We start from the raw sequence: 14488 nt of genomic DNA, 5'->3' as shown, positions 1-14488 counted from the left end.
GGCTTAGACGTCACCAGGGCTTTGCATCAACCGGCGATCACGCCGCTGATGCCTCTCTGGTATGCCCTGTTTTCTTTCGACATCTTCATCTGAAGGAGTGCACACGAATGACGAGGACGAAGTTCATCGCTGCCGCGCTGCTCACTGTGTCGCTCGCGGTTCCTACGGCCACTGCCGTTGCCGCTGACGCCGTCGCCGTCGCCAAAGGCGCCCATGCCTGGTCTCCGGCTGACGGCGGTGACAGCGGGAAGATAGCCGTCAAGGACAACAGCAGTGATGGGGACCCGGTGAAGGCCGAGTACTACCGGGTGGACAGCTCGGAAACGAAGCGGACCCTGTGGAATCACAGCGGCCCGGGAACCACCGTCTATTCCGGTGACGGCTCCAGAATCTACAAGTTCAAGGCGTGCGACGAGAACTACGGCGCGCCGGACGACTGCTCGGGCTGGGTCATCCCGTAAGTCTGCTCTCCATGCCCAATATGCCGCGCCGGCCCGGTACGGGCCGGCGCGGTGTCCCCATTTTCTGACAAGAGGCAAAATTCTGTGAAGCAAAGCGATTCGCCGGGGCTCCGCGTGAGCGGCCTCTGCTACCGGGTCGAGGGACGGACTCTCCTCGACAGCGTGGAGTTGTCCGTGTCCGCCGGCGAGTCGGTCGCGGTGACCGGCCCCAGCGGGTCCGGCAAGTCGACGCTGCTCATGTGCATCCTCGGCCTGATAAAACCGCAGGCGGGCACCATCACCGCCGGGGGCCGGGAGATCACCGGGCTCAGGTCCACGCAGCTTGCGCAAGTACGGCGGGAGGCTCTGGGAATGGTGTTCCAGTTCGGTGAACTTCTTCCCGAGCTCAGTCCGGTAGAGAACGTCGCCCTGCCGGTTCTGCTCGACGGAGGCCGCCACCAGGACGCCTACCGACGCGCGGAGGAGCTCCTCGACGAGCTCGGCGTCCCCGTCGGCTCTACCCCGACCGGCATGCTCTCCGGCGGCGAGCGCCAGCGCACTGCCGTTGCCCGGGCTCTGATCACCGAGCCTGACGTCCTCCTCGCCGATGAGCCCACCGGCGCCTTGGACCCCGACGCCAAGGAGGAAGTCGCCCGGCTGCTGTTCACGACTGCCCGCGAGCGGGGCTGCGCACTGCTGCTGGTCACGCACGACCTGACGGTGGCTGCTCGGGCCGACCGCCGACACGAGCTCCTCGGCGGGATCCTGGCCGAAGCAGGAGCCCTCTGATGCAGGAAAGAGTCCGAACCACAGGAAAGTTGTTCAGGATCGGTCTCGCAGCGGGCCGCTCCACTCCCGGCGACCGTCTGCGCTGGTGGGGTCTGTTCTGCGCCGCGGCCGCGGTCGCCTTTGTCACCTTGGCGACCGTGGCCACCGTTGCGACGTATCACGGCCGTGAGACCAGAGCGGACGCCAGAGGGCCGGTGATCACTTTCAGCAAGGACGCCACGCTGCTGTACCGGGAGGGGATCGACTCTGTCGGCTCCAGGCCCGTATCCATCGTGTTCGTACACCCCCTCACACCCGAGGCTCCTCTTCCTGCTGGTGTGGCCCGCTGGCCGGATCCGGGCGAGGTCCTGCTTTCTCCCGAACTCGTCAGGACCGGGCGCGGCGAGGGAATCCTGAACCGGTACGGACGGTTCGCCGGAACCATCACCAACGATGGGCTGGTCACTCCTTCTGAGCGGATCGCGTATGTCCGGGTGGCGGACAGTCCGCCGAAGGGCGATCCCAGGTGGATGGGGGTGTCCGCCTTCGGAAGCGGCGGCGGAGCGACGGGAGAGATGGCCGATCAGCCCTCTGTGACCTCCCCCGTCCTCGCTCTCTGGGCGCTGACCGGGCTGCCCGCCCTCGCCCTGGCTGTGGTCGCTGCTCGGGTCGGCTCCCGCACCCGTGACCGGCGCAGCAGCCTGCTGCAGGCCCTGGGTGGGACATGGCGGCACCGGATGATCGTCAACATCGGTGAAGCCGCGATTCCTGCGGTACTGGGAACGCTCACCGCGTTCGTCCCGTATGCCGTGGCCTCCGTATGGGACACCCGCCTTGCGCCCACCGGATACATCCTCGACCACCGTGACGTGTGGGCGGCATGGCCGGCCGCCATGGCGTCGGCGGCTGTATCTCTGTTGGTCGTGCTGGGCATCGTGGTGGGTACGCACCGCATTGCCCGGGACGGTACGTCCACCCGCCCCGCCTCTTTCACCTCCCGTGTTCCCGCGTGGCGCCTGGTCGCCTGTGGTGTCGGCGTCGCGCTGGTCCTGACGAGCCAGTACGTGCCCCGGAAGGCCCAGCTCGTCGTGTTCACCTGCGGGACCGTCGTGATGTGGGCCTTTCTTTCCTCGGTCGTGGCACTCCTCACCCGCCACCTGGGCTCCTGGCTCGCCGCCAACGGGAAGCGCAGGGGGCATGCGGGCCGCATGATCGGCGGACGGTGGACGCACGCGCATCCCGGCGTGATCGTGCGCCTCGCTCTGGCCATGGTGATCGGTATCGGGATTGTCGCCCAGATGCAGGTGTGGACCAGCAGGCTCGGAGCGCATTCACAGGCGGCAGCCGCCACGCACCAGCGGATCAAGGACACGGTGATCGAGGTGACCGCGAGCGGCATGACCGCGCCGGAGACGGACCGGTTCCGCTCATCGCTTCCGGCCGGTTCGATACTGCTGAACCGGACTTTTTACGATCCGGGAGCGTCCAGAGACCCCTGGACGACCATCGGAGGATCCTGCCGCGACCTACGTAGGCTGCATGTGACCTGTGACGGTGACACGAGGGCAGTGACGGGAGGCAGTGCCCAGTTGGCCAAGGTGGAAGAGATGCGCCGCTGGTACGGCGACCTCAGATTCACGCAGGTCCCCCGGATCAGCGTGAAGCCGGACGGCACACAGTCCCTTCTCGTCGTGACCCCCGCACCGGGGCAGCTCGCAGCGGTGAAGCAGGCCGCGTTCACACTTCCCAATCCCTCGGTGCAAGTCGAGGCCCTGGGTGGAAACTGGCTGGGGTCCTCGCGTTCTCGCCTGCCGAACTGGATCCAGCTGTTCGGCGTCACTGGCATCCTGTTCATTCTCGTGGCCGGTTCGATGAGTGCGGCGGCCGAGTTCGTCCGGGTCCGCCACGCTCTCGCCCCGCTCTCCGTCCTGACCGGCCACCGCCGGGTATTCCGCTCCGTGACCTCATGGCATCTGACCGTCCCGTTGCTCATCTCCACCGTTGTCACCGGGGCCGTGACCGCATGGCATTCGGTGTTCTTCATCGCCCTGGTACAGGAAGGCTCCGTGTCCTGGACGATTCTCGGATACGGGATCACAGCGTGTGCTGCGGTTTCCCTGACCGTCGGGTTCCTCGGCGCACGAGCGGCAGCCCGGGAGGCCAACCAGTGGCGACCCACCGCCGACTGAACGAGAGCACACCGGGCTTTATAGACGTCGCTTCTTATGGCCTGGCCGCGTGAATGAGGGCAAGCGATCGGTTCGTCGTGCAATCGGCTGCTCGGGGCAGCGGGGCATGAAGATAGGTACTCACCCGTCGGGGACCAGGTCGACGGACCGGGGTAGCCATCGGCGTCCTCTCGTTGTCGGCCGTCACCGCACGCCTGCCGGATCTCTCGCCCCACCGCCCCGCTCGCCGCCACGCGAGCGGGGCGGCGAAAACCGACACGTTCCCGGCCCGCGTGCCACACCGATGCAGCCCCGCTGGCCCTGGCGCAAGCCGTGGACTGGCCGGTGGCTCACCCTGCTGCGATCGCCTGGCACGCGGTGAAGGCGGGAGAGCCGCTCACGGTCCTGTCGCTGGAACCCGAGCTGTACGCGGGTACCGGCGTCACTCCGCTGAACCCCACCTGACCTCGTATCTCGGGCGGGGCGCCGCGGTGGGTAGCGGTTCAGTCCAGACGGTCGTATGCGCCCGGCTCCCAGTCGGCGAACAGCGTCAGTGCCTCCGCTGTCTCGGTACGTTCCGGCGCCGTGACCGTGGCCGGCCACCAGTTCTCCACCTGATGCGCGTCCACGAGGACGAAGTCCCGGTATCCAACGAAGTCGCCGGGGTCGCCTGCTACGCCGATGTGGATGGGCGCGTCATCGGGCAGGTCTTTGAGCGCGTCGCGAAACTGCGCGGAATTCCAGACCTGCGGGGTGTGCTCGAAGACGTCGGTCATGGGCACAGAGTGCCGGACCGGACCGCGTTGCCGGTGGAGACACGGCTACGACGGGTGCCAGAGGTCGAGCTCGGGCCAGGCTGGTGACCGTACGGCGACGCCTTGGCGGACCGTGAGGTCAATACGCCTGTGACGGAACGAAGACGTCGCGGAGGACCGCCTGTGACTCGGTGCGAGATACAAATACTTCCGACCACATGCACCGCGCTACTCCTGGGGGAACACCGTGAAGTACACCCGCATCACTGCTCTCGCCGCCATCGGCGTCGCCGCCACCCTCTCGCTCACCGCTTGTGGCAGCGACGGCACCGGGAAGGACTCGTCCTCCAAGAGCTCCTCATCCTCGTCTTCTTCGTCCTCGGACAGTGGCTCGAAGTCGCAGGGCGGCTCAGGCTCCGGCGGCTCGGAGGCCAGCAACGCAAAGTCGGGCTCCGGTGAGGAAACCAAGGCAGAGGCAGCCGCAAACGGCGCGACGAAGACCGGCGGCAAGGTCACGTTCTGCAAGACGGAGGACCTGGCCATCGACGCCACGGACGCCGCGCCCGACGAGAACTCCGGCAGGATCGACATCACCATGATCAACCGGGGTTCGACCACCTGCTCGGCGACGGGCTTCGCGGGCGTCGACATCAAGGACGCCGACCACACCTCGAACCCCATCGAGCGCGGCCACGCCCAGCCGCGTATCACCACCCTGAAGCCCGGCGACGCCGCTGTCTTCAACCTCGCCTACGACATCGACAACAGCGGCAACAGCCTCGCGTCCCCGACCAACATCCTGGTGACGCCCCCGAACGAGACCCACACCGTGAGCCTGAAGTGGCCCGCGGGCGCAGGGGACATCAAGGGCGCCTACACCGACGTCGAGGTCTACCCCACACACACGACCAAGTAGGGGTGGTGCCCGCGGGCTGCTCCTGGCGGCGGGCCTGCTGAGGAATCACCGGCCCGGACTGCGCGGCAGGTGCCGCGCCGCGGTACGCGGCGGCCGCCGCCCGCTTCAGCGCCGCGCACCGTGCCGCCGCACGGCCGTCTCGGGTGGATCCGGGTATCGCGGCAGCGGTGGAACGGCAGACCGCCGCGATGCGGGAGCTGTCCCGCAACGCGTTCCCCGAGCCCAACGTCGTCGCGGACGATGCGCCGGCCCGTTCTAACCCTGCACTATTCAGTCGGGCCAGCAGGCGCCACTCGATGTCGCGCACTTGGACCGCAGGCGCGCGTCCTGTCGGTACGCACGATGCCCCGGGCTGCCTGAGCCTCACGCGCCCACGCGCCCGGCACGCCCCGGGGGGCGAGGGCCGGGGCGACGGCGGACTGAGGGCTGCGGCCGGGGGTACAGGTCGCGGTCGACGAGGTTACGAACCCTCCGTGAACGCGGTGGCGTGGTCGACGGCCCACTGGCGAAACGTTCGCGGAGCCGTCCCGAGGATGTCGGCCACCGCAGTGGTGATGTACGCAGGCTGTCCGACCGCCGCGCTCAACGCGGCGAGCAGCATGTCGACGACCGAGCTGGGCACCGTACCCTCCGACAGGCTCCGGAACTCGTCCGGCGTTATCTCCTCGAATGCGATCCGGCGCCCCAGGGCGTCACCGATGACGTCCACCTGCGCGGCTTGGGTCAGCGATTCGGGGCCCGTAAGGACGTAGTCGCCTCCGACGTATCCGCCCTGATAGAGCGTCCGCGCCGCGACGGCTGCGATGTCGCGGTCGTCGACCGGTGCCGACTCGGCAGCGCTGTAAGGCCACCGGACGACTTCGCCGGCCCGGATCGCGGGCGCCCACCAGGCCAGCGAGTTCGACGCGAACATCCCCGGCCGGATGATCGTCGACTCGAGTCCGGTGGCCGCGATGAGCCGCTCGATGTCGGCGTGCAGCACCGCCATGGCGGGGAGGAGAGGAAGACGACCCGCCGCACGTGGGCTGCCAGCCGCTCGACGACTGCCTCGGCGGTCTGAGGTGGGGCGGTCCAGACGAGGAAGACCGCACCGGCGCCATTCAATGCCGGGTCGAGCGACTCGGGCACAGTGAGGTCACCGGCGAAGACCTCGACCTTCGCCGGCAGCGTCGCCGCCGCCTCAGAGCGACGGGTGAGGGCACGGACCGGCACGCCCGCGTCGAGGAGTTGGTCGATGACGACGCGGCCGACCCGGCCCGTCGCCCCAGTGACGAGCACGGGAGAAATGTCTATCTGATTCATGCCGCCCATGAAAACGTTACTCGGTTAAAAACGCAACCCGGTCGTAAATGTTACGGTGGTCAGATGAGCGAGTTGACGGGACTGCGGGCCCGCAAGAAGGAGCGGATGCACGACGCCATTGGAGACGCGGCCGTCTCGCTGTTCCTGGAGCGCGGCTTCGACCGCGTCTCGGTCAACGACATCGCCGCGGCGGCCGAGGTCTCCAAGCCGACTCTCTTCCGGTACTTCCCCACCAAGGAAGACCTGGTGCTGTACCGGTTTGCGGACCACCAGGGCGAGGCAGCACACGTCGTACGTGACCGTAAGTCCGGCATCAAGCCGGTAACGGCGCTGCACCGGCACTTCCGGGCCGGCCTCGATCGGTACGACCCCGTCACCGGCCTCAGCGATCATCCCGAGGTGGTGGTGTTCCATCGGCTGGTGTTCACCACACCAAGCCTGGCAGGACGGCTCACGTGGTACCAGCTCGAGGACGAGGAGGCACTGGCGGACGCCCTCGGCGAAGGCATCCAGGCACACCTGCTAGCCGCCCAGGTACTCGCGGTCCAACGGGTGCTCGCCCGGACCAACTGGCAGAAGATTGCCGACGGTCGCACCGCCCACGACGTCCACCCCGAAGCCGTAGCCGATGCCGACCAGGCATTCAACCAACTGCCGTGACAGACGACGCTCCCAGCCGAAGAAGGCTCCGCGGCCCGGTGCAGGCACGGCCAGATAGCTCCCTGTGGCCGCCGGTGGGGGAATCTGAACCGGCCACTGATCAAGATCCCTCCGACGATCCCGCTTCGTCGTTGGAGCAGGCAGAGAGGTAGTCCGTCCAGCTGTCCTGGGCGAACCGAGCCCACCTGTGGGCGCTGCTTGCGCTGACGCCGAAGAGGTCACTGATCACGATCGGAGGAAGGTCGGCGACGGCTTCGAGCATGGCGGTGTTGCGGGCGCTGATGACTTCCAGGCCGTGTTTTCGCAGCTTGTTCACGATCCTCTGCGCCGTGATCGGACGGTGGGCGGGCACTCCCGGAAGCAAGTAGGTGGGGCGACCGTCCTGTGGCGGCCGGAGCATGGAGCGGACCGTCGGTCGTGCGATCTGTTCCTCGATGAGCAGTGCCAGCTTGGGCGGCAGGAGCACGGGGTTCCGTTCGATGGTGCGGTAGGCGTCGTCCCCAGTGCGTTCGAATCGGTCAGTGGTCAGTTCGACCAGGCGAACGACGGGCAGGCCGTAGAGCCCGATCAGCCCGCCTGCGATTCGGACGTGGGGGGGGTGCCTCTATGTCCTTCGTCAAGGACGTGGTGCCGGGTGTGCGGGTTTTTGGGGTGGTTATGCGGCCAGGATGGCGGTGGGGGCTTTGGACTCGTAGAAGGTGCCGTCGCGGAGCATGGCGAACAGGACGCTGATGCGTTGGCGGGCGAGGCGGAGGAGTGCTTGGGTGTGGGTCTTGCCGCGGGCGCGCTGGCGGTCGTAGTAGGTGCGGGAGGCGGGGTCTGCGTTCATGCAGGCGAAGGCGGAGAGGAACATCGCGCGTTTGAGCTGCCGGTTTCCTCCTCGTGGTGCGTGTTCGCCGTGGATCGAGGTCCCGGACGACTTGGTTGTGGGGGCGAGGCCGGCGTAGGAGGCGAGGTGGGCTGCGCTGGGAAACCCGGTGCCGTCGCCGACCGTGACCAGCAGGACGGCGGCGGTCCTGACTCCGACTCCGGGCATCGAGGTCAGGACCGGGTGAAGAGGGTGGGCCTCCAACAGGGTGGTGATCTGGGCTTCGAGCGCTCTGCGCTGGTCGTGGACCGCTGCGAGCGAGGCGGCCAGGGACGGGATCACGATGTCGAGGGTGCCCGTGCCGGGAACGATGACGGTCTGTTCGTCGAGGGCGTCGAAGATGTCGTCGATCAGCCTCTGTGCCATCCGCGGGGCCTTGGGCCGGATGAGTTCGACGAGTCTGCGGCGGCCGGCTTTCCTCAGGGCGGCCGGGGATCCGTATCGTTCGAGGAGCCAGGTGACGGCCCGGTGGTCCAGTCGTGGGCCCAGGACGCGCTCGAGGCTGGGGTGGAACTGGGTGAGCAGGCCGCGTATCCGGTTGCTGGTGCGGGTGGCTTCCGCGGCGAGGTCCTGGTCGAAGCCGGTCAGGACGGTGAGCTCGGCGGTGATCTCGTCGGTCAGCTCCAGCGAGCGCAGGGTGTGGGGCATCGTCCGGGCGGCGTCCGCGATCACCGCCGCGTCCTTCGCGTCGGTCTTCGCCTCGCCGGGATACAGATCGGCGATCCGCCGCATCGCGAGTCCGGGCAGGTAGGCGACCTGGCAGCCCGCGTCCCGGGCGACGGTCAGGGGCAGAGCACCGATCGATGCGGGCTGGTCGACGATCACCAGCACGGTGCCGAACTTCGCGGTCAGCTTGTCGAGGACGGCCCTCAGTTTCGGTTCGCTGTTGGGCATCGGCTTGTCGAAGACCTTCTTCCCGGCCGGGGTCAGCCCGTGGCCGTGATGGGCACTCTTGCCGACGTCCATGCCCAGGAAGACGCCCACATCGCCGGTGTCGAACATCGCACCCCTCCCAAGTGGTTGACCTTGCCGGCCTCGGCGGTGGCACCGTGCTCGCGCATCCACGTTATGCAGACCTGCCGCCCGCGAGCTGCCCGGCATTGCACCGGGCCAGGCGGTGGCCGGACCTCTCATCAGCGTCTCCGACGGCACCCCACGGACCCGGCGACACCACCCCCCAGGTCATCGCTTCGACAGAGGGGACACAGTCATACCGGGCCCGGAGGCCAACGGCCCCATTGCAGGACCGCGAAAAAGATAACGGGGGAGCTGGTCGTCGTTCAGGCAGCGTTTCAGTTGTTCGTTCAGCGCGGCCTCGGTGATGAATTGGGATGGGAGGCCGGTTCTCTCTGCCGTGAGGGCCGCTGTGGGATCGCACGCGACAGCTGGCCGCCCAGGAGATCCTCCAGACCGCGTAGCGCCTGTTCACGCAGCAGGGATACGACGAGACGACCATCGCGCAGATCGCCCGCGAAGCCGGCGTCTCTCAGCGCACCCTCTTCCGCTACTTCGGCACCAAGGAGGACCTCATCGGCGGCAGCGAGGAACAGTTCGTCACCCTCCTGACGGAAACCATCCGCAACCAGCCCATCGGTGCCGGCGCCTGGGAGGCGCGTGCCGCGTTCAAGGCCGCGCTCTGCCTCCACACGAGTCCTGAGGAGGCGCTGGAGCGCTTCCGCCTGGTGCACCACACCGACTCGCTGCGGGCCGCCTACCTTGGGAAGCGTGTGCGCTGCCAGGAGGAGCTGCTGCCACTGCTCGAAGCCAGACTGACGCCCTCGAGGACGGACAGAGGGCAGGCCCGCGCCATCGTCGCGACCGCGTTCGCATGCTTCGATGCCGCCACTGCGACGTGGCTTGAGGGCAACGGACAGGGCGACATCCTTGACTTGTACGACCAGGGCCTGGCTGCGGTACGCGGCTAGCGTTCGCGCAAACGTTCCTTTGCGCGAACAAGATCAATAACGGCCCGCCGGCCCGCCGCCGATCCCGGATTCGTTCACACAACCCGTTCTCACTCAAAAGCGGGGCAGACCCCCTTCTGAGACTCGCATTATGCGAAAGGCCGGGCCCATGACGGACCCTCAGCAGCCCTCCCCGGCCGAATCGGAGAAGTACCTGGGCCCCGCCCCGCTCTTCCTGGCCAAGCGTCACTCTGATTACAGAGAGCTACTTGTCACTTCGCCGTAGCTTCGGGAGAACAGGGCCTAGAGGCAATACCGGTGATTTAGGTCTTTTTCCGGGAGGTCGGGGCTGGTTTGGTGGGTCCGACGAGGGTGATGACTGGGGTGTCCAGCCTGGGCTGGTTGTTGTGTTCGGTGCGTTTGAGGGCCCAGTTGGACATCTTGCGTTTGATGACACGGGGATTGGAGCGTAACCGCCTTGGTTCCAGGAGCCGTTGACCGATTTCAAGCAGAGTCTGTGCGAGGGCCCGCGTGAGTCGGGAGGGGGGAAAAACCCGCCTGGGCGGTGACCTGGCGGCGGACAACGCGCACGGCGCGCGTGAAAGAGATCCGGTCCGGATCGTGTCCCTCCTGTCGTGCGGCTCCGTGCATGAGGTCCCGCACGGCATGGTGAACGAGGAGGAACGCGAAGATCTCCTGCTCGGCCCCGGCCGGGTGCTGGGAGCGCAAGACCAGCCGTGGCCCGCCCAGGTGGGTCTTGATCTCGTCCAGCGTGGTCTCGATCTCCCAGCGTTCGGCGTAGAGCGCGGCAAGTTCCGCCGCCGGCGCAGTGTCCGGGTCGAGGAGGGTGGTGACCAGCCGGTAGACGGTGCCGTCCTTCCCGCGTGGGCCAAGGGTGTACTCGATGACGCGGACCCGGGCCGGGTCGGCCCGCCGGTTCCTGTCACGGGCGGCGACGATCTCCGACAGGTAGGAACCATCGGGCAGCGACTTCACCACAGGCAGCACCGCGTTGCTCTTGACCCGCCAGAGCAGGTCGGCGCCGGTTGCCGCGGCGGCCCGCCACAGGTCGAATCCGAGGAACCCGCGGTCGGCCATCAGCAGCATCCCCCCGGTCAACGAAGAGAACAGGCGCCCGGCCAGCACGGTCTCGTGCACCGCCAGCGGACCGACCTCGGCAGCAAAGACCGCATGAGTGCCGCACTCGACCAGAGCCGCAACCCTGGCCTGCGGATACGCACTCCTGCCCTGACCACGACCTGTCCCCGGACGCCCGAAAGACCCGGCATTCGCCACCGTGTCCGGCAGATCGAACGTCGTCCCGTCCACAGCAACCAACCGCAGCCCCCGAAACCACGCGCCACGCGACCCCGGGACCGCCACCGGCCGACACACCCGGGCGAACAACGCCTTCAACACCTCCGGCCCCAGCCGCAGCCGCGCCCGCCCAATCGCTCCGCTCGTAGGCACCCGCCACCCCTTTGCCCAGCGGCCCTGGCGCTCCAGACCCTGCGTGAGAAGACGCCCGACCTCCTCATACCCCTGCCCCGAAAACAGGCACATCGCCAGCACGAAATACACCACCACCCGAGCCGGAAGCAGCCGCTGGCGCTGCTCAACACGCCCGCACTCCGCCACCACCTCGTCCACCAGATCCGGCGTAAACGTGCGCGTTAACACTCCGAGAGCGATGCGATCCGAAAACCGCTCGCCCCCGACCGACTTCACCTGTCCCGGCCTTGGCACACTCAACACAACGAACCGACACCCTCAAAGTCACCGGTATTGGGCCTAGAGGCCCGCGAGTTCGCGGAAACTGAAGGTTCTTCACGCGAACCCGAGGGTGCGGTGTCCCGATTCTTGGGGATGCACCCGCGGGTTCGCGGTCAACCCGCAGGGTCTGCCTCGGCTGTCTGCTCCAGCAGGGCGCGTGCGGAGTCCGCGTAGCGCATCGCGGTCTTCTCGTCGAGCCCGAACACCTCGGCGAGGTGGAGCGGGTCGGGCCCGTGGGTCAGGGTCTCCGAGGCTTGGGTCGCTTCCGATCTAGGCTGAGCTCGCACCGCCGCCCCCTCTGGGACTGGAGTCTTCATGCGTGTCTTCGTCGCTGGCGCCACCGGCGCTGTCGGCAGTCTGCTCGTCCCGATGCTGGTTGCGGCTGGGCACGAGGTCACCGGGACCTCACGGACCCTGGCCGGGATCGAGCGGATCAGAAGCCTCGGAGCGACGGGAGTCCAGGCGGACGCGCTCGACGCGGACAGACTGCGGCGCGCGGTCTGCGCGGCAGCACCGGAGGCAGTGATCCACCAGCTCACCGACCTCTCCGGCGCGGACGGGGCCGCCAACGGCCGAATGCGCCGAGAGGGTACCCGGAACCTGGTGGAGGCTGCGAAGGCGGCTGGGGTCGGCCGGATCGTCGCACAGTCGATTTCCTGGACGTACGCGCCGGGCGAAGGCCCGGCCGAGGAGGTGGTACCGCTCGACAGCACGGCTGCTCAACCTCGAGCCCGGATGGTGGCCGCCGTCAGGGCCCTGGAGGAGACGGCAGCCGAGTTGGAGACAGCGGTCTTGCTGCGCTACGGCCTGCTGTACGGGCCCGGCACCTGGTACGCACCGGGCGGCGCTGTCGCGGCGGCCCTGGCGGGCGAACGGTCGGCGCCCTTCCTGGGGAGCACCGTGGCGAACGATGCGGTGAGCTCCTTCGTCCACGTCGCCGACGCGGCAGGCGCGGCGCTGGCCGCGCTCGACTGGCCAAGCGGACCGGTCAACATCGTGGACGATGAGCCCGCCCCCGCCCGCGAGTGGCTTCCGGCCCTGGCCGAAGCCCTTGGCCTGCCCGCACCCGCCCCGGTGGCGGGTCGGCAGGAGTGGGAGCGCGGCGCCCTCAACACGCTTGCCCGCAGCCGGGGTTGGCAGCCCGAGTGGCCGACCTGGCGGACCGGTTTCGCCGCCCAGCGCGACGGTGGTCGTCGGTGGGGTCGTCGATCCCGGTGACGAACAGGCCCTGGTGGGCGATGAACCCGTTGTCGGCGGCGTCGTCGGCGCAGGGGGTCCAGAGCTGTTCGGCCGGCTGCGTGGTGCCGTCGTCGGCTTCGCTGGTCTCGATCTCGTACAGGGCTGTGGTGGTCATGCGCTCGCTCCGGTGCTGGTGTCGGCCGCCTTGAGCACGCGCGGCAGATGGACGTGGAGGTGTTCGACGTGGATCTGGCGGCCGCGGTCGTGGAGTTCTCGGGCAAGCAGTTCGGTGAGACCGGATGCCCTTTTCCGGACTAAGAGGTCGTCCTTGGCTGTACTCGGCGCAGGGCCCGGACGGCTTCGAGGGTTCGCCCGCCGTTGCCGGTGACGGGCTGAAGCGACTTCATTTGTGGTCGCGCAGGAAGGTAGGGATCTCGTCGCGGGTCGGGGAGTTCGGCAGGGGTGCTGGCTTGTCCTGAAGGAACGCAGCGATGACGGCGGCGGCCCGGTCGTTGTTGTCGTCGAGGCCGTTCCACATGTGGTGTCCGACTCCGGGCACGTACTGCGTGCGTTGGATGGCGGGGTCATTGGCAAGGATGGCGGTCGCCCATTGACGGACCTGGGAGGAGCACTCGGCGATCATCAGCATCGCGGGGGTCCGGGACTGCCTCAGTTGCGAGGCGATGGAGGGTGAGTCCTTGACCGTCTGCTGGATGCGGAGGCTGGCGGCGGGGCTGAAGGAGAAGTTCTCTGCGGTGTCCTCGGCAGGGATGCGGTGCGCGTCGCGCGCGCAGTAGGCGGATGCGGTGTCGCTGCCGAGGTCGGCGGCGGTGAAGGCATTGTCGCCTTCGGCCTGTCCGATCAGTCCGGTGTCGGGGGTGAGGATTCCGAGTCGCATGAGGCCGAATGCCACGGCGTACCGGGGGACGTGCGTCGATCGCGGCCCGGTCATGGCCGGCGCGAGGCCGCGCGCGGATTCTCGGCCTTTGTGCCCGGTGATGTGTGCGGTGGGGCCGTCCATGGGGCCGGGCTCGGCGATGATCGCCCGGTGCAAGCGTGCGGCGACGCTCGGGTCGGCCAGGGCTCGGGTGAGCACGGCCCCGCCTGAGGAGAATCCGAGGATGTCGACCTTGCCCTTGTTCAGGCGGTCGACGAAGGCGGCGAGGTCGCGGACCGACCTGGAGATCGCGTACTGGCCCATGGGGAGCAGGTCGCTTCGTCCGCCACCGGCCTGTTCGTAGGCGTAGACGTCGTAGCCCTGGCGTGCCAGGAGTTGCAGGAACCGGTGGTCGAGCACCGAGATGTCGCGGACCGGTCCGCCGTTGAGAGACACGAGCGGGATGGGGTGCCGGGTGCCGGGGTGCGCGGGCGGGTAGTGGTACACCGCTACCCGGCTGCCTGTGGCCAGGCTCCAGTGCTGCGTGGCCACGAAGGGTAGGGCGGGCGGGTACCGCCGGGCCGTCGGCACTGTCGGGATGCAGATCGTCGCTGTCAACGCCGCCGCGACGACTACCGGCAGGAACGGCACGAGCCGCGCCGGCCAGGTGCGGTGCCGGCCCCGCCACATGGCGAGGACAGTCCCGGCCCCGAGGGCCGTTAACCATGCGGCGAGCCCCGAGCCTGCCCCGTCTGTGAGGGCGATCAGTGCGAGAAAGGCGACGACCAACGTCGCGACGGCGGCCAGGGCCAGCAGTAAGCGTCCGGTGAAGCGGACGAGGCGTATGGCGGACGTGGGCACGGCGGACCTCCGACAGT

14 protein-coding genes and 2 pseudogenes are annotated in these 14488 nt (G+C 68.2%); 8 read left to right on the top strand and 8 right to left on the bottom strand.

All coding sequences use genetic code 11. The features are described from left to right. The first annotated feature begins 107 nt into the window (after positions 1-107). The 3 genes from NRF20_RS06055 (at position 108) to NRF20_RS06045 (ending at position 3397) form a co-directional block, all read left to right on the top strand. Positions 108-461, top strand: a complete 354-nt coding sequence (locus NRF20_RS06055) for a hypothetical protein (protein WP_413752162.1) — start codon at positions 108-110, stop codon at positions 459-461. A gap of 114 nt (positions 462-575) precedes the next feature. Beyond that, a complete protein-coding gene (locus NRF20_RS06050) occupies positions 576-1229 on the top strand; it encodes an ABC transporter ATP-binding protein (RefSeq protein WP_398634974.1) in 654 nt (217 codons plus the stop codon). Further along, positions 1229-3397, top strand: coding sequence for a permease (locus NRF20_RS06045; protein ID WP_413752161.1), 2169 nt, complete (start codon positions 1229-1231; stop codon positions 3395-3397). The genes NRF20_RS06050 and NRF20_RS06045 overlap by 1 nt, the downstream gene beginning before the upstream one ends. A gap of 482 nt (positions 3398-3879) precedes the next feature. On the opposite strand, the gene NRF20_RS06040 is transcribed toward NRF20_RS06045, so the two are convergent. After that, on the bottom strand, positions 3880-4152 hold the full coding sequence (locus tag NRF20_RS06040; RefSeq protein WP_398634972.1) for a DUF6225 family protein: 273 nt from the start codon (positions 4150-4152) through the stop codon (positions 3880-3882). A 226-nt stretch (positions 4153-4378) separates the two neighbouring features. Between NRF20_RS06040 and NRF20_RS06035 the strand changes: the two genes are divergently transcribed. Further along, a complete protein-coding gene (locus NRF20_RS06035) occupies positions 4379-5047 on the top strand; it encodes a DUF4232 domain-containing protein (RefSeq protein WP_398634971.1) in 669 nt (222 codons plus the stop codon). Positions 5048-5507: 460 nt separating this feature from the next. Here NRF20_RS06035 and NRF20_RS06030 read toward each other — a convergent pair whose 3' ends face one another. After that, the gene (locus tag NRF20_RS06030) at positions 5508-6035 is read right to left on the bottom strand and encodes an NmrA family NAD(P)-binding protein (RefSeq protein ID WP_398634970.1); all 528 of its coding nucleotides are present in this window, start codon (positions 6033-6035) and stop codon (positions 5508-5510) included. A gap of 62 nt (positions 6036-6097) precedes the next feature. Continuing rightward, positions 6098-6349: pseudogene (locus NRF20_RS06025) on the bottom strand (SDR family oxidoreductase); the annotation flags it as partial. Between the two features lie 63 nt (positions 6350-6412). Here NRF20_RS06025 and NRF20_RS06020 point away from each other — a divergent pair. Beyond that, positions 6413-7009, top strand: coding sequence for a TetR/AcrR family transcriptional regulator (locus NRF20_RS06020; protein WP_413752160.1), 597 nt, complete (start codon positions 6413-6415; stop codon positions 7007-7009). Between the two features lie 100 nt (positions 7010-7109). Here NRF20_RS06020 and NRF20_RS06015 read toward each other — a convergent pair whose 3' ends face one another. Next, a complete protein-coding gene (locus NRF20_RS06015; protein ID WP_413752159.1) occupies positions 7110-7475 on the bottom strand; it encodes a hypothetical protein in 366 nt (121 codons plus the stop codon). A 189-nt stretch (positions 7476-7664) separates the two neighbouring features. After that, the gene (locus NRF20_RS06010; RefSeq protein ID WP_413751981.1) at positions 7665-8879 is read right to left on the bottom strand and encodes an IS110 family transposase; all 1215 of its coding nucleotides are present in this window, start codon (positions 8877-8879) and stop codon (positions 7665-7667) included. Positions 8880-9298: 419 nt separating this feature from the next. Between NRF20_RS06010 and NRF20_RS06005 the strand changes: the two are divergent. Together NRF20_RS06005 and NRF20_RS06000 are read left to right on the top strand one after the other, a co-directional pair. Further along, positions 9299-9355 (top strand): annotated as a pseudogene (locus tag NRF20_RS06005) (hypothetical protein); the annotation flags it as partial. A 204-nt stretch (positions 9356-9559) separates the two neighbouring features. Continuing rightward, positions 9560-9802 carry a hypothetical protein gene (locus tag NRF20_RS06000; protein WP_413752158.1) on the top strand — a complete coding sequence of 81 codons (243 nt, stop codon included), beginning with the start codon at positions 9560-9562 and terminating at the stop codon, positions 9800-9802. Positions 9803-10285: 483 nt separating this feature from the next. On the opposite strand, the gene NRF20_RS05995 is transcribed toward NRF20_RS06000, so the two are convergent. Together NRF20_RS05995 and NRF20_RS05990 are read right to left on the bottom strand one after the other, a co-directional pair. Continuing rightward, the gene (locus tag NRF20_RS05995) at positions 10286-11527 is read right to left on the bottom strand and encodes an IS4 family transposase (RefSeq protein WP_413754530.1); all 1242 of its coding nucleotides are present in this window, start codon (positions 11525-11527) and stop codon (positions 10286-10288) included. Between the two features lie 140 nt (positions 11528-11667). Next, a complete protein-coding gene (locus NRF20_RS05990; RefSeq protein ID WP_398634966.1) occupies positions 11668-11871 on the bottom strand; it encodes a hypothetical protein in 204 nt (67 codons plus the stop codon). Here NRF20_RS05990 and NRF20_RS05985 point away from each other — a divergent pair. Next, positions 11870-12772 carry an NAD-dependent epimerase/dehydratase family protein gene (locus NRF20_RS05985; protein ID WP_413752157.1) on the top strand — a complete coding sequence of 301 codons (903 nt, stop codon included), beginning with the start codon at positions 11870-11872 and terminating at the stop codon, positions 12770-12772. The two genes, NRF20_RS05990 and NRF20_RS05985, sit on opposite strands and share 2 nt — an antisense overlap. 364 nt (positions 12773-13136) lie before the next feature. Here the strand turns inward: NRF20_RS05985 and NRF20_RS05980 are convergent, their stop codons facing one another. Then, a complete protein-coding gene (locus tag NRF20_RS05980) occupies positions 13137-14471 on the bottom strand; it encodes an alpha/beta fold hydrolase (RefSeq protein ID WP_398635171.1) in 1335 nt (444 codons plus the stop codon). Positions 14472-14488: the final 17 nt, after the last annotated feature.

This window comes from Streptomyces sp. R-74717 (genome assembly GCF_047305335.1).
Lineage (GTDB): Bacteria > Actinomycetota > Actinomycetes > Streptomycetales > Streptomycetaceae > Streptomyces > Streptomyces atratus.
Note: the sequence above shows the minus strand (reverse complement) of the source record. Positions and strands in the feature narration are given on the sequence as shown.